General features: G+C 71.4%; 15 protein-coding genes and 1 pseudogene. 9 read left to right on the top strand and 7 right to left on the bottom strand.

The features are described from left to right. Positions 1-91: 91 nt before the first annotated feature. The 6 genes from U7230_RS08395 to U7230_RS08370 all read left to right on the top strand — a co-directional run bounded on the left by U7230_RS08395 (position 92) and on the right by U7230_RS08370 (position 7,722). The gene (locus tag U7230_RS08395) at positions 92-706 is read left to right on the top strand and encodes a hypothetical protein (protein WP_324715399.1); all 615 of its coding nucleotides are present in this window, start codon (positions 92-94) and stop codon (positions 704-706) included. Further along, positions 690-1,691, top strand: a complete 1,002-nt coding sequence (locus U7230_RS08390; protein WP_324715398.1) for a FecR family protein — start codon at positions 690-692, stop codon at positions 1,689-1,691. Before U7230_RS08395 ends, U7230_RS08390 begins: the two co-directional genes overlap by 17 nt. Positions 1,692-1,818: 127 nt before the next feature. After that, the gene (locus U7230_RS08385; RefSeq protein WP_324715397.1) at positions 1,819-2,664 is read left to right on the top strand and encodes a (Fe-S)-binding protein; all 846 of its coding nucleotides are present in this window, start codon (positions 1,819-1,821) and stop codon (positions 2,662-2,664) included. Then, positions 2,661-4,910 carry a LutB/LldF family L-lactate oxidation iron-sulfur protein gene (locus U7230_RS08380; protein ID WP_324715396.1) on the top strand — a complete coding sequence of 750 codons (2,250 nt, stop codon included), beginning with the start codon at positions 2,661-2,663 and terminating at the stop codon, positions 4,908-4,910. Before U7230_RS08385 ends, U7230_RS08380 begins: the two co-directional genes overlap by 4 nt. 64 nt (positions 4,911-4,974) lie before the next feature. After that, complete coding sequence (locus tag U7230_RS08375; protein WP_324715395.1) at positions 4,975-5,790, top strand: ABC transporter ATP-binding protein; 816 nt, start codon at positions 4,975-4,977, stop codon at positions 5,788-5,790. A 15-nt stretch (positions 5,791-5,805) separates the two neighbouring features. Next, positions 5,806-7,722: an ABC transporter permease gene (locus U7230_RS08370; RefSeq protein WP_324715394.1), complete on the top strand. Its 1,917-nt coding sequence runs from the start codon at positions 5,806-5,808 to the stop codon at positions 7,720-7,722. Positions 7,723-7,811: 89 nt separating this feature from the next. On the opposite strand, the gene U7230_RS08365 is transcribed toward U7230_RS08370, so the two are convergent. Continuing rightward, complete coding sequence (locus U7230_RS08365; protein ID WP_324715393.1) at positions 7,812-8,120, bottom strand: 4Fe-4S dicluster domain-containing protein; 309 nt, start codon at positions 8,118-8,120, stop codon at positions 7,812-7,814. Positions 8,121-8,368: 248 nt separating this feature from the next. Here U7230_RS08365 and U7230_RS08360 point away from each other — a divergent pair, with 248 nt between their 5' ends. Beyond that, positions 8,369-9,757 (top strand): alpha/beta hydrolase, encoded by a 1,389-nt coding sequence (locus tag U7230_RS08360; RefSeq protein WP_324715392.1) that lies wholly within the window; start codon positions 8,369-8,371, stop codon positions 9,755-9,757. Positions 9,758-9,809: 52 nt separating this feature from the next. Further along, on the top strand, positions 9,810-10,205 hold the full coding sequence (locus tag U7230_RS08355; protein ID WP_324715391.1) for a DUF190 domain-containing protein: 396 nt from the start codon (positions 9,810-9,812) through the stop codon (positions 10,203-10,205). Here U7230_RS08355 and crcB read toward each other — a convergent pair. The 3 genes from crcB to U7230_RS08340 all read right to left on the bottom strand — a co-directional run bounded on the left by crcB (position 10,155) and on the right by U7230_RS08340 (position 13,162). Then, positions 10,155-10,532: a fluoride efflux transporter CrcB gene (crcB, locus tag U7230_RS08350; protein WP_324715390.1), complete on the bottom strand. Its 378-nt coding sequence runs from the start codon at positions 10,530-10,532 to the stop codon at positions 10,155-10,157. The genes U7230_RS08355 and crcB overlap by 51 nt on opposite strands. Positions 10,533-10,584: 52 nt before the next feature. Next, the gene (locus U7230_RS08345) at positions 10,585-11,685 is read right to left on the bottom strand and encodes a hypothetical protein (protein ID WP_324715389.1); all 1,101 of its coding nucleotides are present in this window, start codon (positions 11,683-11,685) and stop codon (positions 10,585-10,587) included. 256 nt (positions 11,686-11,941) lie between these two features. Further along, positions 11,942-13,162, bottom strand: coding sequence for a M24 family metallopeptidase (locus U7230_RS08340; RefSeq protein ID WP_324715388.1), 1,221 nt, complete (start codon positions 13,160-13,162; stop codon positions 11,942-11,944). A 58-nt stretch (positions 13,163-13,220) separates the two neighbouring features. On the opposite strand from U7230_RS08340, the gene U7230_RS08335 reads away from it, so the two are divergent. Then, positions 13,221-14,528 (top strand): MFS transporter, encoded by a 1,308-nt coding sequence (locus U7230_RS08335; protein WP_324715387.1) that lies wholly within the window; start codon positions 13,221-13,223, stop codon positions 14,526-14,528. Positions 14,529-14,539: 11 nt separating this feature from the next. Here the strand turns inward: U7230_RS08335 and U7230_RS08330 are convergent, their stop codons facing one another. From U7230_RS08330 to U7230_RS08320, 3 genes and pseudogenes are all read right to left on the bottom strand, one after another. After that, positions 14,540-15,406: a response regulator transcription factor gene (locus tag U7230_RS08330; protein ID WP_324715386.1), complete on the bottom strand. Its 867-nt coding sequence runs from the start codon at positions 15,404-15,406 to the stop codon at positions 14,540-14,542. A 37-nt stretch (positions 15,407-15,443) separates the two neighbouring features. Next, positions 15,444-16,370, bottom strand: a pseudogene (locus U7230_RS08325) (sensor histidine kinase); the annotation flags it as partial. A 648-nt stretch (positions 16,371-17,018) separates the two neighbouring features. After that, the gene (locus U7230_RS08320; RefSeq protein WP_324715385.1) at positions 17,019-17,645 is read right to left on the bottom strand and encodes a hypothetical protein; all 627 of its coding nucleotides are present in this window, start codon (positions 17,643-17,645) and stop codon (positions 17,019-17,021) included. Between the last annotated feature and the right edge of the window lie 78 nt (positions 17,646-17,723).

Here is a 17,723-nt window from a genome sequence, read left to right as displayed (position 1 = left end):
GTCACAGAGCGCGCCCTGGCAACGTTGGACAATGGAGCCAGGGACAGGCGATCGCACCCGTCCCGAGTAAGCTCCCGAGGGGGAAGGCCGGATGGAAGGGAAGCGAAAGAGCGCGAAGCGGTGGTGGCCGGCCGCAGTGGTCGCGCCGATCCTGGTGCTGACGGCGGTGCTCGTGATGGGCGGCCCGGCGCTGGCGGAAGGGGTCATCGAGTGGCAGCCCGGGGTAGGGTTTTACTGGGCGGAGTCGACGGATGACGGCGTGCAGCTGCGGATCGTGGCGCAGGACCAGGAGAGGCTGCGCACGATGGTGCAAGTGCTCGAACAGATGAGCCTGGAAGAGCAGAGCCGGCTCGCGCTGCACATCCGCATGCAGCTCCACGTGTCCGCGGGTCAGGGCCCGGCGGTCGTCGACATGGAGAAGGCCATCGAGGTCATGCCGGCCCAACAGGCGGAACGCCTGCGCGAACAGCTGCGCCTTCGGGAGCAGCTCCGAGAGCAGGAGCAGCTGCGGGAGCAGGTGAGGCAACATGAAGAGCAGCACCTCGGCCCGGCGAGCGGCTCCGGCAACGGGCAGCAAGGACCCTCGTCCGACGACGACGAGGACGACGGAGGCGGCCAGAGCGGAGGGAGCAGCGGCAAGGGCGGCAACGGCGGGGGTAGCGGCGGTCAGGGTGGCAAGGGCGGCAAGGGTGGCAAGGGCAAGTAAGCCGCTCCGCCCGGAGCGGGCCGCCGTCACGGCCCCGGTACGGCGAGCGGGATGGGTCGCGGCCTTGCTGGCCGCGACCATCGCCGCGTGGGGGTGGGCCGCCCTTCTCGGGCCGTCTCCTCTGCCGGCGGACGCGGCGAGTCCTCCGCCGGTGAGCGTGCGCGTCGTCCAGGTGAGCGGGGACGTGGCGTGGCGTGCTGGCGGCGCGCCGGACGGCTGGCGCCCGCTCCTGCGAGGGCAGGCGCTGGCGGCAGGAGACTGGATCCGTACCGGCACGTCCGGGCGGGTCGAGCTCGTCTATGCCGGCGGCCCGCCACTCTCCGTCGCCCTGGCCCAGCCGCCGGCCCGGCTCTGGGTGGAACCGGGGACGCTCCTGCAAGTCGGCGCGGGGTATCGCAGCCTTTCCCCCGAGGAACTGCGCGAGCTGGCGCGGCAGACCGTGCGACCCGAGGGAGCGTTCGGCGCCGCGTACTTGAAGATCGGCAGTTTGTGGGCCGAGGTGTCGGCGGCGTTCGGCAGGATCTGGCGGTTCGAGGTGGAGACGCCCACGGCGGTGGCGGGCGTGCGGGGCACGCTGTTTCGCCTGCAGGTGTTGCCCGACGGGACGACCCGCTTGTTCGTTCATAGCGGCGCCGTCGAGCTGCGATCGCTGCGTTACCGGTGGACCGTGCGGGAGCGCGAGGCGGCGGCCATCCGCGGCGATACGGGCGAGCTACAGCACGGCCAGACCGGCACGCCGCCCGGTCCAAGGACGGCCGATGAGTGGAGCCTGGACCGGTTCATCGAGGAGTCCCTCGGGCATATGCCGCAGGAGAGGGCCGCGTCGCCGCAGGCAGGTCCCGGCCAACCCGGCCCGGGGGACGACGGCGCATCGAGCGGCGGCAAGCAGCAAGGCCCGGCCGAACCCACGCAGGACGACTCCAACCAGGGAGGCCAAAGCCAGAAGGGCCCCAAGCCGTCACCCAAGGGTGGACCCGCCGGCTGAGGACGCAAAGCAGCGCCTCCGGGATCAAGGAGCCGGCGGGGCCTTCGTGTAAACTGGATCATCGGCGATCGGCAGGGGCCGCCGCGTGCCGGCGGGCGCGGCGGCCGTCGATAGGGGGCTTCTCCCGATGGCCGCTCGGATCACCGGCGTCGGTGAGATGCGCGTCGCGCTGTTTGCCGGGTGCATCCACGACTTCTTCTTCCCGCGCTCGGCCATGGCCGTGGTCCGCATTCTCGAGCACCTGGGCGTGACGGTGGAGTTTCCCGAAGGCCAGACCTGCTGCGGGCAGGCTCACTTCAACAGCGGCTATCGCGACGAGGCCCGCCGGCTGGCGCGCCACTTCGTCGAGGTGTTCGACGGCGGGCAAGGGGGGCCGCCCTCTTACATCGTCAGCCCTTCGGGTTCGTGCACGGCCATGGTGCGGGAGTTCTATCCGGCCATGTTCGTGGGGCACGGGCTGCTGGCGGGCCGGGCGAGAGCCGTGGCCTCCCGGGTGGTCGAGTTCACCGACTTCTTGGTGTCGGTGCTGGGCCAGGTCGACCTCGGCGCCCGCTTTCCCGCCCGGGCGGTTTATCATGCCTCCTGCCACACCACGCGCCTCTTGCACGTCGTGGAGCCGCCCCTGGCCTTGCTGCGGGCGGTGGAGGGCCTGGAGCTGGTCGAGTACGAGGGCGCCGAGCTTTGCTGCGGCTTCGGAGGCACCTTTGCGGTCAAGTCGCCGGAGCTGTCGGCGGCCATGGCCGACGCCAAGCTCGACGCGATCACGGCGGCGGGAGCCGAGCTCGTCATCAGCGCCGACGCGTCATGCCTGCTGCACCTGATGGGGCGGGCGAGCAAGCGGCGGTTGCCGTTACGGTTCATGCACGTGGCCGAGCTGCTCGCCGAGGGGATGGGGCTCATGGAGCCGGCGCTGCCGCAGGCCGAGCGGGCGCAGCCACAGGCCCTTCGGGAGGAAGGGCGGGCGGTCGGATGAGCGTGAGCTCCTTCCGGCACCGGGTGCGCGAGGCCCTGGCCGACGCCCGGCTGAGGCGGGCGGTCCGGTTTACCACCGGACGGTTTGCGTCGGCCCGCCGGGCAGCGCTGGACGAGCTCGAGGCGATGGCCCGGGAGGGGTGGGCCGCAGCCGGCTTCGAGGAGCTGCGGCGCCGGGCGCGCGCGATCAAGCGGGACGTGGTGGAGCACCTCGACGCCTACCTGGAGAAAGCCGTGGCCGCGATCCGCTCGGCGGGCGGGCACGTGCACTACGCGGCCGACGGCTTCCAGGCAGGGGAGATCGTGCGCCGTATCGCGGCGGACGCCGGCGTGCGGCTGGCGGTCAAGTCCAAGTCGATGGCCACCGAGGAGGTGCACCTCAACGCGGCACTGGCGCTGGGGGGCGTCCAGGTGGTGGAGACCGACCTCGGGGAGTTCATCGTGCAGCTGGCGGGGGAAACCCCCTCCCATATCGTCGCCCCGGCCATCCACCAGACCCGGGAGCAGATCGGGCGCCTGTTCGGGCACCTCGTCGGGGAGGTCGTGGCGACCGACACGCCCACGCTCACCCGGGTGGCGAGGCGCGTGCTGCGGGAGCGTTTCCTCGAGGCCGGCATGGGGATCTCGGGTGCCAACTTCGTGGTGGCCGAGACGGGCACCCTGGTGCTCGTGACCAACGAGGGCAACGGCCGGATGGTCACCACCGTGCCCCGGGTGCACGTGGCGCTGGTCGGGGTGGAGAAGCTCGTCCCGCGCCTGGACGACCTCCCGGTCTTCCTGCACCTGCTGGCCCGTAGCGCCACCGGGCAGAAGCTGTCGGTCTATACCCACCTGGTGACGGGCCCCAGGCGAAGCGGCGAGACCGACGGCCCCGAGGAGCTGCACGTCGTCTTCCTGGACGGCGGGCGGCGCAAGCTGCGAAAGTCCCGCTACCAGGAGGTGCTGCACTGCATCCGCTGCGGGGCGTGCCTCAACCACTGCCCCGTTTACCAGCAGGTCGGGGGCCACGCGTACGGGAGCGTCTACAGCGGGCCCATCGGGGTGGTGCTCACGCCGCAGCTCTTCGGGCTGGGCGACTGGCGAGCGCTGCCGGTCGAGGCGTGTTCGCTGTGCGCGGCCTGCACCGAGGTGTGCCCCGTGGGCATCCCGCTCCACGAGCTGATCCTCGAAGAGCGGGCCGACATCGTCCGCAAAGGCATGGACGACAGCGGGCTGGGGCCTCCGCTGAGGGCGCTGGCAAGGGCGTGGGAGCGGCCCTGGGCGTTTCGGGCGAGCGTCAGGTCGGGGCGGATGGTAGCCAGGCAGATAGCCGCGCGGCGCATCCCTGCCCCCGGCATCCTCGGCAACTGGACGGCCGCACGGGACCTGCCGCCCCCGGCTCCCCGCAGCTTCCACGAATGGTGGGAGCAGCGGCGGCGGCAGGATGCGCCCGGCGGGCAAGCGGCGCGCGGCCCGACGCCTCCTGTCAATCCGGTGCGCGACCGGACGCGCGTCGATGGGCTGCCTGCCGGGCAGGCCATGGCGGTGCAGGCCGGTGCGACCGGTCTCGGTCACGAGCAACGGCGCCCTTCGAGGGCCATCGTGCACGCTCCTGAGGCGCTGCGGGCCAGGCTGGTGCGGGAGCTGGAGAAGCTGCACGTGCGGGTGCACGATGGGGCGGGCGAGCTGGGCGCACTCGTGGCCGCCATCGCCAGGGAGCACCTTGACGCCGGCCGGCATGCCATGATCCCGGCGCGGGGCCCGGGCGACCCGGTGGTCGTGGTGTGGGACGACCCGCTCCTGCGCGAAGCAGGCATCGAGGGTTACCTGGCGGCGCAGGGCATCCCTGCTGTCGTGTGGAAGGGCCAGCCGGACCGTGGCGGGCCAGGAAGCCCTGGTGCCGGCGGCCTCCGGGAGGCCGCGGCCCGTGCTCTGGTAGGCGTGACCACCGTGGACTGGGCGGTGGCGGCGAGCGGGACGCTCGTGCTCACCTCGGGCCCGGGTCGGGGCCGCTCCGTGAGCCTGCTCCCGTGGGTGCACGTGGCGGTCGTACCCGAGCGTGCGCTGGTGGCCCGGCTGGAGGACGTCCCGCTCGGGCGGCTCGACGCCTCCTCCGTGGTCCTCGTCACCGGCCCGAGCCGGAGCGCGGACATCGAAAACGACCTCTCCATCGGGGTCCACGGGCCCGGGGAAGTGCACGTCGTTCTGGTGGCCGGCGCGCGACCGGCCAACGGCGCGGCAGGCCCCGGGGGCGCCCTGGCAAAATAGGGAGGGGCAACGCCGGCAATCGCAAGCTCGGTCTTGCTCGGGTCGAAAGGAGACCACTCGTGCCATGCCAACCGAGCCCCGTCTCGCCGGTGCTCCAGCGGGTGCGCCAGACCTCGCCCCGGACGGCGTCATGTTGGCCATCTCCGGGCTGGTCAAGACATACGCCCGCACCGGCACCCGCGCGGTCGACCACCTGGACCTGGAGGTGCGCCGGGGGGAGATCTACGGCTTCCTGGGCCCCAACGGGGCAGGGAAGACGACCACCATCAAGGTGATCGTGGGCATCCTGCGGCCTGACGAGGGCAGCGTAAAGGTCGACGGGATGCCGGCCGTGCCGTCGACCCCGGAGGTGCGGCGGCGCATCGGGTTCGTGCCGGATACCCCTGAGCTGTGGCCGCGCCTGCGCGGGTACGAGTACCTCTCGTTCCTGGCCGACGTGTACGGCATCCCGGCCGAGGAGCGGGTCGAGCGGGCCTGGCCGCTGGTCGAGCAGCTCGAGCTGGCGGAGGCCATCGAGGATCCCATCGCGAGCTACTCGCACGGCATGCGCCAGAAGCTGGCGTTGGTGGGCGCCCTGATGGTGCGGCCGAGGCTGTTGGTCCTCGACGAACCCCTGGTCGGGCTCGACCCGCGTTCGGCGTACGTCATGAAGGAGCTCCTGCGCGAGCACACCCATCAGGGCGGCACGGTCTTCTTCTCGACGCACGTCCTCGATGTCGCGGAGCGCCTGTGCGACCGGGTCGGCATCATCCACCACGGGCGGCTCGTCGCCAGCGGTACCCTGGAAGAGATGCGGGCCCTGCATGCACGGGGCCACCAGACGCTGGAGGAGATCTTCCTGGAGGTGACGCAAGCCCACCTGCCCGACAGCGCTCGGTAGGGGGCTTCTCACGACATGGGCGACCGGTCGAGCGCAGGCACGGTGAAAGCCGGCGAGGCGGCGACCCGGGGGATCCCGGAGCGGGTGGTGCGCCGCATGGAGCGAGCGCGCCCGGGGTGGCTTTCGGCCCTGCGGGTGACGATGGCGGGGCACCTCAACGCCGGCGCCAGCATCGGCAGCAACGTTGGAGGTACCCGCAATCCGATCGTGGTCGGCGCTCTGGCGCTCTTGATGCTGTTCGGCATCGGGGCGGCCGAGGCTGGCTTTTTCTTCCTCATGCGCACGCTGCACATCGGGATGGTCGTCGCCGGGCAGCCGATGGCGCTACCCATCATGGCGGTGATGGGGGCGCAGCTGCTGGTGGTGGTCTTCGGCGTGGCCTTCGCCATCTCGAGCCTCTTCTTCTCGTCCGACGTGCCGCGCCTCATGGCCATGCCGCTGCAGCCGGCGACCGTCATGGGCGTGCGGTTCGCCACGCTCTACCTGGACGTGCTCCTGGTGACGGTGGCGGCGACCGCTCCGGCGTTCGTTGCAGCGGCTTCCGTCCTGCCGCCCGACGTCGGTACGCTGATGGCCGATCCGGGGCGGGTGGCAGCCCTGTTCGACAGCCCTGTCCGGCTGACCGGTGACCCGCTGTACTGGACGGCGGCGGTGTGGCTGTGGCTGTGGATTCCCGTGCTGCCTCTCGGGGTGGCTACGCTGATCGCCGTGGTGGTGGGACGGGGAACGGCGGTCGGCCGGCGGCGGGATCTGTTGTACGTGGTGGGAAGCCTGGTGGGGCTGGCCCTCGCCATGGGCTACCAGTACCTCAACGTCCGGATCATGCCGCGCATGTCGGACCCCGCAGCGATCGTGCGGATGCTGCAAACCCCCAACGCCGTGATCCTGGAGGCCGTGCGATACTACCCGCCCGCCCGATGGGCGGCCGGAGCGTTGATGGGCCAGGCGGGACAGGCGGGGCCGGCGGGCACAGCGGTGGTTGCGGCGGCGGGACAGCGCCTGGAGTGGCTGCTGTGGTTCGCGGCGGCATCGGTGATCGTGACGGCGCCCGCGTTCGCGCTCGCGCAACGGTGGTACTTCGCGGGTGTTCAGGCGGGCCTGGAGGAGCCCCCGGCGCGACGGCAGCGGCGCGAGGGTGGGGCCCGGGAAGGGGGGCACCTCGCAGCGACTCTGCTCGGCAGGCCGGCGCGCAGCCGGATGGTGGCGCTGGCCGTGCGGGAGTGGCGGCTGCTTCTGCGGACGCCGCCCTTCATGCTGCCGGTCGTGACCAACGTGCTCGTGCCCCCGCTGGTCGTCGCCATGATGCTCCTCTTCATACCCAGCGACGAGTCAGGCGGAAGCGTGATCGCTCTCTTGCAGGGGGTCGACCCTCGGTGGCTGGCGGCCGCGCTCGCGGGGCTCATCATCTTCATGGGCTCCAACCAGGTCGCGCCCACGTCCATCTCTCGGGAGGGGAAAGGACTGGCGCAGGTGGCCGCGCTCCCGGCGACCCCGAGCGAGCAGGTGGGGGCGCGCCTTTTGGTCGCAGCGCCGTTCGGCCTGGCCACGGCCTTCGTCATGGCGGGGGTGGCATGGTGGGTCGTGAAGATGCCGCTCGAGACGGCTGCCGTGGGGTTGGCCATCGGGATAGCGGGCCTGTGGCCGAGCACCGCCGGAGGGCTCTGGGTCGACCTGCTGCGGCCCGTGACCAACTGGGACAGCCCGCAGCAGGCCATGAAAGGCAACATCAACGGCCTGTGGGGGATGGTGGTGGCCCTGGCGACGGCGGCCGTGTCCGGCGGGGCCGGGTATCTCGTGTGGCGGGCGAGCGGCGAGCTCTCGTGGGCACTGGGGACGGCGACGGTGGGATTGCTGGCTCTGGGCGCCGTGTTGACCTGGCTTTGCATGCGCCAGGCGACGCGGCTGTTCGAGAACGCGGGCGAAACGACATGAAACGAATGGCCGGCCGTGCGGCCGGCCATTGGCAAGGGGCCCTCTCTCGCAACGAGGTCAGACTCGCAATCGGGTCTGACGTACGGCCATCAGCCCTTCTTGCCCGGTGACCCCCACTTGGACTCGAACTCCTCGGCCGAAAGCTTGTACCAGTCGGCGTTCTTCTCGATGAACGCCTTCCACTTCTCGGGCACCTCGTCCTCGGGGAAGATGGCCTCCACCGGGCAGGCCGGCTCGCAGGCGCCGCAGTCGATGCACTCGTCGGGGTCGATGTAGAGCTGCTGCACTTCGCCGTACTGGCCCTCGGACTTACCCGGGTGGATGCAGTCGACGGGGCAGACCTCGACGCACGCCGTGTCCTTGGTGTCGATGCAGGGCTCCGTGATGACGAACGCCATGGCTCTTCAGCAACCTCTCCTCCCGTATCCGCCTCATTATAGCCAGTCGGGAGCCGTATGGGGCCTGCCGGCCACGCGTCTCGACGCCGACCCTCGCCCCCTTGGCCGGGCGTAGCATTCCACGGACGGGGCCGGAGATCCTGGGCGCCGGGCGCGAAAGGTTGGCCGGCGCCCGCGGCGTACATGGGGCCGGGCAGGAGCGCCACGCGCCGGGGCGAAGGGAACGGCTGAAGGCAGGTGCGCCACCGGTGGTTGGCAGGAGCTGGAGCAGGACCGGGCGGCTCGGGATGTTGCTGTCCGGGGTGGTCCTGGTCGCGGTCGCGGCCGGGGCCCTGGCGGCACCGGCGTCGCCGTCCCCGGAGCGGGTCGCCCGGGAGGTCCTGCAGCTGTTCACCGGCGGCAGGTGGGCGGAACTACGGGAGCGCTTCGCCCCGGAAGTGCGATCCATGGTCGGGCTGCAGCAGCTCGAAGCGTCGGGACGGGCCATCGCGGCCCAACTGGGGCGGCTGCAGGAGGTGGGCGAGGCTCAGGTGCGAAGCGCCCCGCAGGGGGTGCAGGTAGTGCTCCCTCTGCGCTACGACAAGGGCCCGGCATGGCTTTACGTGACCATCGACGAGAAGGGCCAGCTCCTCGGATTCCTCTTCGGCCCCCCGCCGCAACAGGCCGGGCCTGCGCGCCCGTCCGGGTACGTCCCGGCCCCGTACGCTGATCGCTCTCGTTTCGAGGAGCGGCCGGTCGTGCTGGACACCGCCGGGGTGAAGCTGCCGGGGACGTTCACGGTGCCGAAGGGTACGGGCAGGTACTGGGCCGTGGTGCTCGTCCACGGTTCGGGCCCGCAGGACAGGGACGAGACCGTGGCGGCCAACAAGCCGTTCCGGGATCTGGCGGAGGGGTTGGCGACCCGGGGCGTCGCGGTGCTTCGATACGACAAGCGCACCTACGTGATCCGCCAGGACGAGCGCCTGCGCCAGGATCCGGCTCTCCTCGAGGCGGCGTCGACGCCCGACGGCGAGGTCCTCGAGGATGCGCTCGAAGCGGTGCGCTGGGCCTCCCGTCAAGAGGGGGTCAGGGGCGTGGTCGTGCTCGGGCATAGCCTCGGCGGGATGCTGGCTCCGGCGATCGCCGAGCGCTCCCACGGCCTGGTGAAGGGCCTCGTCCTGATGGCCGCCAACGCGCGCCCCCTGGAGCAGCTCGTGCCGGAGCAGCTGCTCTACCTGGCGCGGCTTGACGGGCAGGTGACGCCCGAGGAGCAGCACCGGATCGACGAGGCGAAGGCACTGGCGCAGCGGCTGGGAGGGCATGGCGAGCCGGTGCCGCTGGACACGAACGTGATGGGGGCCCCCGCCCGGTACTTCTACGCGCTGCACGACCTCGCGCCGTTGCCCGTCGCCTCGCGGCTGTCGGTGCCGATGCTATTGCTGTCGGGCGGGCGAGACTACCAGGTACCCGAGACCGATTGGCGCATGTGGGAAGAGGGACTGGCGGGCCGGCCCGGAGTCAGCTTCCGGCGCTTCGCCGCGCTCAACCACCTCATGATGCCCGGGGAAGGCCCCTCGTCGCCCGAGGAGTACGCGGTCCCCTCCCATGTGGACCCGGCGGTCATCGACGCCATCGTCACGTGGCTGGATAGGCTGTAGGCAAGCGATGAGCAGGCTCCTGAGGGCCGGTCTCCGAAGAGAGGGAGCGGGCATGGACGAGGCCGTGCAGGGCGCGTTGTTGCGGATCTACGTCGGGGACAGCGACCGCTGGGAAGGCGAGCCCCTGTATCATGCCCTGATGATGCGGGCGCGCCAGATGGGCCTGGCGGGCGCCACCGTGATCCGGGGCGTGGCGGGATTCGGGGCGCACAGCCGCATCCACAGTGCCCGTCTCTTGCGGCTGTCCGAGGACCTCCCCGTCATCGTGGAGGTCGCCGACACGGAGGAGCGGATCGGGGCCTTCTTGCCGCACGTCCGGCAGATGGTGCGGGAGGGACTGGTCACCCTGGAACGCGTGCAGGTGCTGCTGTACCGCCCTTCGTCGGGCCGCGCTTCGTCAGAGCAGGCGGCCGAGCACGACGCCCAGGGCCACGCTGGCAAGCCCTAGCACCGAGCTCACGAAGAGGTTGACGAGGGCGAGCGGCCAACTCCCGTTCTCCAGCAGGCGGAACGTCTCGTACTGCCAGGTGGAGAACGTGGTGTACGCCCCGATGAACCCCACGCCGAGCAACGTCACCGACTCGGGCGGCACGACCAGTCGCTCTACCGCGAGCGTCCCGATGAACCCGAGCAGGAGACTCCCCGACAGGTTGATCACCAGGGTGCTCCACGGAAAGGCGGCGCCCCACCGGTCGGCCAGCCATCCGCCGAGGGCGTATCGGGTGGCGGCTCCTGCCGCCCCGCCGAGCACGACGAGCAGGTAGCGCAGCATCATACGCCGGGAAACGTTCCTCTCCGTGATGGGTCGTGCCGCCGGCGGAAGGCCATCACCCGTGGCCCGCCACGTGGAAGCCTGCGAGCCATTCGACGGTGTCCCGGACGGCCGTGCGTTCGGCCGGCGTGAGGGGCTCCGTGTTTCGCCAGTCCTGCTTGGCGATGAATCCGGCGAGCGCCCGCTCGAGCTCACGGGCATGGGCCGGCGCTGCATCCCATGGCACCTCCGCGTGGTGGTCCTGGTCGTGCTCTACCAGGTGAGGCAGGCACCAGGAGCTCGCTGTCGGCGGCCCGGGGGCACGCGGCAGGGCAGCGTGAGAGGCGGCCGCTTCGGCGTCGCGGGCTGCATGGCAGGCGGGGCATGGAGCGGGCGCTGCGGGGGCGCCCCCCGTCGTTTCGATCCAGACCTGGCCTGCCCGATCCCACCGGCCGGCGACCGCAGGCCGGGACGCAGCCATCCGGCGATGTGCCCGGCACAGTACGCCGGGCTGCCCGTCGGGCCCTTCTGCGATGCGCCGCTCGGCCGCCTCGAACGACACCTGGCAGACCGGACACGCAGTCCGGCCGTCTTCCGCCATGCTGGCGACCGCACCACGGCGCGCTCCGAGGGGGACGGTGAGCCCGGGGCCGGCGCCGGCGAGAGCAGCCCGGAGGCGGACCCGGAACGCCCCGCCCCGATCGGGGGCGAGAGCGAGATGGTCCGGGCAAAGGATGGGAAGCGGGGCATCGTCGTTGCGGCGAAGGGAGGCGACCACGAGGTCCAGGTAGTCGCGTTCGACCTCGTGCACGAGCCGGCAGGCGGGGCAGGACTGCCACGCTCGCTTCACGGCGTCGAGAGGAGGATGTGGCCGGTGCCTGCCCGCCTGGAGGTGGTCGCCCAGCGCCTCGAGGACGTCATGCAGCAAGATGGCCTCGCCCAGCATGTCGTGGGTCACGGTGCGGTTGACCGCGTCGAGCTGCCACAGGTGCCGGGGGCAAAGGCCGAGGGATCGCCGCAGCGAGCGGCGCACGCCGGGGTCGTTGACCAGTTCCCACAAGATCGCGTCGAAATGGCGGCGCACATGGCCCTCGACGAGGTTGCAGATCGGGCAGCCCGGGCGGGCGACAGCCTCCTGCCAGGCAGCTTGCAGCACGTGACTTGGGCCGCTTCCCACTCCAAGGCCCCCTTGCCTCCGGGCACTCACGAAAAAGGCTCCTACCCCGTCCCGAGGTAGGAGCCATCATCTGCGCACGCCCTCACGCGCCCCGTGCGCAGCCATGCTGGCGAGCTCCATCGCCTGTCGAACTGATCCGTCGCGCCGGGCGACGACCTCATTCTACGAGCTTCGCGCTCCCGGAGCAAGCCTCATGGGGCCCGGCCCAGCCGTCGGGCGTCGCGCGGAGGGCCCGCGCACGATCCTGCTCCCACGCTCACTCCCAGAGCTGCGCCGGGAAGCGGGTGAGAACCTCGGGATCGCCTTCGGTCACGAGCACCTCCTCTTCGATCGACGCCCCCACCGGACCGGGCGGTCCGCCTGGCGCCGCCTGCCCATCCGGCACGTAGACGCCCGGCTCGACGCAAAGCACCATGCCCGGCGCGAGCGGCGTCGGATCGTCCGGAGTCAAGTACGGCTCCTCCACGGTCTCGAGCCCGATGCCGTGGCCCATGAACGTGCGGGCGAACGGGCCGTACCCCTGCGCCTCCAGGTAGCCGTTGGCGGCCTGCACCACGTCCCTGCACGGCGTGCCGGGCCGGCACGCTGCCACGGCCCGCCGCGCCGCCTCGAGCACCGCCTCCAGCAGCCGCCGGTGCGCGGGAGCGGGCCGGACGTCCGGGGGGCCCGCCACCGTCGTGCGCAGCACGTCGAACTGGTACCCCTGGTAGGCGCCGATGATGTCGAGCGTCACCACCTCGCCCGGCGCGATCGGCCGCTCGGTGGCCTGTGGCCATCGGGACCCGACCGCGCTCCACGATCCCGCGTGCACCCGCAGGTAGCGCACGAAGTCGGCCCCCTCCCGCATGGCCCGGGCGATCCCTTCCGCGCACACGGCGCGCTCGGTGAGCTGCTCCGCCTGGCCCGCCCCGGCGCCGCGCAGCGCCCCGACCGCCGCGTCCAACCCGCTGCCGGCGATGTCAGCGGCCCGCCGCAGGAGGGATTGCTCGGCCGGGCTCTTGATGCGCCGCATGGCGCGCACGACCTCGTCGGCACGACGGAGCTCGAGTGCCGGCAAAGCGTCTCCCAACGCCCGCGCCATGGCGAGCGGCAGGATGTCCTCCCCCACGAGGCCGACCCGAGCGCCGCCCAGGCCCCGTCGCTTCAACACGGCCACCAGCAGCGCGGGGAGATCCGGCGACGCCTCCACCTCGTCGGCGGCCACCATCTCCCGGCGATAGGCCCACCCGTCCAGCAGGAGCGCCGAGGGCCCGGAGGCGGGGATCAGCAGCAGGGCGTGCCCCAGCCCGCGCTGTCCTCCGGCGAAGACCGTGGCCGGGAACGGAGGGAAGTGGTTGCTCACGTAGGCGAGGTCCCCCACCCGGTCGTAGAACGAACGCCCGACGACCAGGATGGCGTCGAGACCTCGTTGCCCGAAGCTCGCCCGGATCGCCTCCTGGCGGGCCCGGATCTCGTCGAGCGGGATCGCATCGTACACGCACCCACGCTCCTCTCCGGTCGAATCGTCATTGACCGCCGGGGCACCAGGCGATACGATGCCGCCGGTAGAGGCCATGATGGACTCTCATCCCGGTCGCCCCGTCGCGCCCGACCTTCGGTCGCTGCTGTTTGGCGCGGCCGAGGCTTCCCTCACCATGGCCAGCGAGACCCTGGCCGCGGTCTACCTGCCGTTGCTGGCCATCGACCTCGGGGCCACCCCGCTGCAGGTGAGCCTGGTGGTCGGGCTCCCGCTGCTCACGGCCAACGCCCTCCAGCTGGTCTTCGCTCCGCTCGGGGAGCACCCCGCCTCGCGCAAGCGGGTCTGGCTGTGGGGCAGCGGCCTCATGCGGGCCCTTTGGGTTCCCCTCGTCCTGCTGCCCGTCCTCCCTCTCCCCCAGGAGGCAGCGGTCGAGCTCCTGGTGGTGTTGAGCGCCCTGCGGGGGACGGCCTCGGCCGTGGCCGCCCCCGCGTGGACCGGCATCATGGCGGATCTGACCGACCCGAGCTGGCGCGGCCGCTACTTCGGCGCCCGCAACCTGGGCATCAACCTCGCGTCGTTCCTGGCCTCGCTCGCCGGCGGCCTGATCGTCGACGGGGCGCCGGGGACGGTGGGGTACGCGGGTGCCTTCGGCCTGGCGCTCGTCCTCGGGGTGATGGCCCACCTCTCCATCCTGCCCGTGCGGGTCCCGGTTGGCCCGGACGCCGTCTCGGCCGCCGCGGCTTTCGCCTGGCGGGGCGTGGTGGAGCGAGGCCTGCGCCCTTCTCGCTGGCCGGGCAGCTTTCGCCGGTACACGCTCTTTTTCTGGGTATGGACGCTCGCCACGTTCGTGCCCGGGTCGCTGTACCCGATCTACTTCACCGACCATCTCGAGGGCTCGCGGTCGCTCTGGGGGATGGCCAACGCCGCGACTTACATCGGACTCATCGTCCTGCAGCGGTGGTGGGGCAGGTTGTCCGACAGCCGCGGCCATCTCCCCGTGCTCGTGAGTTCGGGGGTGGCTACCTCCGTGCTGGCGGCGTTGTGGCCGGCGCTCCCGCACCCGCAGTGGCTGGTTCCGCTCAACTTCCTGGCAGGCATCGCCTGGTCCGGATACAACCTGGCCGCGTTCAACCTGTTGCTGGAGTGGACGCCCGACGAAGGGCGGCCGACCTTCGTCTCCGTCTTCAACGCGGGGGCGGGGGTGGCGGCGGCCGCCGGGCCCATCCTGGGCAGCTGGTGCGCCGGGGCGCTGGGGATCCCGGTCGTCATGGTGGGAGCGGCGCTGCTTCGGGTCGTGGCCGCGCTTGCCCTCCGGGGCCGCGGCCCTCACCTGCGTACTCTCCCTATCTCCCGGTTGCGGGCGAGCGCAGGCCGGCCCTGGTGAACGACCGGTGTTCAACGCCTGGCGCTGTCCGTGGCCTGCTCGTCCGCGCGGTCTGGAGCTGGCCCCCCGGGAGCTTCGCCAGACGCCGGTGGCGGGTCCGGAGCGGTATCGGGTGCCACTCGGTAGCCGAAGCCCCGTACGGTTTCGATGATGACCGGCCGCTCGGGGTGGGCCTCGATCTTGCTCCGCAGCAAGTAGACGTACTTCTTCACGTCTTCGGCCGTGGCGTCGCTCCGCTCGGGCCACGCCCGCTGCACGATCTCCTCGGTCGAGTAGACGCGCCCGGGCTCCTGCACGAGCAGGGAGAGCACCTCGTACTCCTTGCGGGAGAGATGGAGCCGCCGCCCGCGCACCCAGACCTCCTTGCGCCGGTCGTCGACCACGAGGGAGCCGGCCTGCCACCGGCGCTCCTCCGTGGCGGCCGCCGGGGTCGCCTCCTGGAGCGCGGCGGGCGACCCCGCCCCGCCGGCTGCTGCCGTGCTCCCGCCTGCGGCGGCACCGGCCGGCTGCGGGGCACCCTGGTGGCGGCGGATGACCGCCTCGATACGGGCGGCGAGCTCCGGCAGGTCGAACGGCTTGGTGACGTAGTCGTCCGCCCCGCCCGTGAGCCCGCGCACCTTGTCGGTCGTCTGGTTGTGCACGGTCACCATGATGATGGGCACGTTGCTCAACGACCGGATCTCACTCAGCACCGTCCAGCCGTCCATCTCCGGCATCCGCACGTCGAGGAGGACCAGGTCGGGTTCCACTTCGAGAAAGCGCTGCAAGGCCATCCGGCCGTCCTCGGCCCGCACCACCCGGTAACCCCTGGCCGTCAGGTACTTCTCCAACAGGCGCGCCGAGCTCTCGTCGTCCTCGGCCAGCAAGATGCGCGTCACGCTCGTCCCACACCTCCTCCGAGGCAGGCGCCGGCCAGTAGACGGTGAACCGGCTCCCCTCCCCGGGGCGGCTGTGCACCTCGATGCGCCCTCCGTGCGCCTCGACGAACCGCCGCACGACGGTCAGACCCAGGCCCAGGCCCTCGACCCCTGGCTTGCGCCCCCCTCCTCGATGAAAGGGTTCGAAGATGTGCGGCTGCTGAGCCGGGTCGATGCCGATGCCAGTATCCTCCACCTGCCAGACGACCTCGGGGCGAGTGCCCTGGTGATGACCGCCGCGGACGGTGATGCGCCCGGCCGGGGTGTACTTCACCGCGTTGCCGAGCAGGTTGATGATGACCTGGCGGACCTGGAGCGGATTGCCCATGACCACCAGCGGCTGGGGCACTTCGAAGGCAAACTCCAGCTGCTTCGCCCTCGTGAACGGCCGCAGGTGGTTCCACGCCTGGCGGGTGAGGGTGGCCAGATCGACGGGTTCCGGCCGGGTTACCTCTGTCTCTTCTGCCGCGGCGTTGAAGTGGAGCAGGTTGTCCACCAGGTCCATGAGGTGCGTGGCCGCTTCGAGGATGGTCTCGACGTCCTGCACCTGCTCCGGGTTGAGAGGACCGTCGAGCCTTTCGAGCAGCAGCTGGCAGTACCCGCGAATGCTGTGCAGCGGCGTCTTCCACTCATGCCCCATGATCGCCAGGAACTGCGACTTGGCCTCGTTGGCCTCGGCCAGGTCCCGGTTCATCCGCTGCAGCCGCCGGTCTCGGGCCGCCAGCGCCTCGGCCATCCGGTTGAACTCATCGGCCACCAGCTGCAGTTCGTCGCCGCTTCTCACCTGGGCGCGAGCCCCCAGGTCGCCGGCCCGGAGCTTTTCCACGGCGACGACCAGCCGGTCGAGGGGCCCGAGCACGCCCCGATAGAGGGCCAGGGCGACCGCTCCTCCGCCCAAGGCGAAGAGGAGGACGACCGCGCCCATGACTGCGACCAGGCGCCCGGCGAACTGCTCGATGGGGGCAACGGGGACGCCCACTCGGACGTAACTCGGCCCCGACGAACCCGGGGGCACCTCCGGGGCCTGTGGGTCCGGCAGCGCCTGGACGAAGTCCAGGAACCGGTAAACGCGGCCGTTGGTGCCCACGGTCACGTCATGGATGGTGAGCCCGCGCACGGGGAAGGGAGGGTCGGGGAGCCGGGATAGGTCCTGGCCGACGAACTCCGAGATGACCCGCCCCGCCAGCACCACCTGCGCGTAGCCCGCGTCGGCGGCCAGGCGGTAGGTGAGCACCTGCATGCGGATGCGGCGGGTGTCGGGATCCGGCTCTTCCTGATCTTTGAGCGTGTCACGGGCGAGCTGCGCCACCATGATCTCGCCCTGGCGCTCCAGCTGCACGCGCAGCTGGTGGGACGCCACGTAGGTCGTGACCGCCCCAAGCACCAGGCCGATGACGACGGCGAAACCCGTGATGGAGACCAGGAAGCGGCTACGGAGCCGGCTCGTGCGGCGCGCGGAAAATAGCGCACGGGAACCCGTCGGGGTTCCCGTGCGCCGGCCTGGGAGGGCGTGTGCGGCGAAAAGTCTTCGCACGTTCACCGCATGCGCAAGCCCTTTGCGATTCGGGCGACCTCAGCCGCTGCCCCCGGATCCCGTGCTGCTCGAGCCGGATCCGCTCGCGCCCGGGGCGGTAGTTGCCCCGCTTTCCAGGAGGCCGAGCGCCTCGTTGAGGTGGTCCGCGGCCAGCAGGACGGTATCTGCAGTCACCGGCGCCCCGGTCAGCAGCGAGTCGGCCATCAACACGTGCACGAGCGCCTGTACCTCGGGAGGATGGTCGCTGGAGGTCGCCATGCTTTCCAGCTGATCCTCCGGGAAATCGCTGGCCTTGCGGCCCGTTACCTGCTCCAGGTAGACGATCGCGCCGGTGCCGTCGCCGGGGTTGGCCACCTCGGCGTTGAAGTGTTCGCCGCTAGATCCTTCGAGGACGTTGACGACGCTCTGGGCTACCTGGCCCAGTTCCCGGTCGGATTTCCCGCTGATGTTCTCTTCCGATACCTGGTCGAGGGCGACTTTCAGCTGGTCCACGGCGCTGGCCCTGGGATCTGCCGGGGATGGCTGCGAAGGCTCAGCCGGGACCTGGGGCGCGGGGCCGGACGGAGGCGGCTGCTGGGCGTGTACCGCGGGCAGCGCCATCAGGCTGAGGGCCATCCCCGTCACCAACCACCGCATCCACCGCGGGCCGCTACGGCGTACGTTCATCTCGACTCGCAACCCCCTCGAGTATCTTCTTGCAGCGCCGGTTTACGCTGCGAGCTTCTCTCCACCGGGACTTGGCCG

The organism is Limnochorda sp. L945t (assembly GCF_035593305.1).
GTDB lineage: Bacteria > Bacillota > Limnochordia > Limnochordales > Geochordaceae > Carboxydichorda > Carboxydichorda subterranea.
This window is presented reverse-complemented; position numbering and strand designations above follow the sequence as displayed.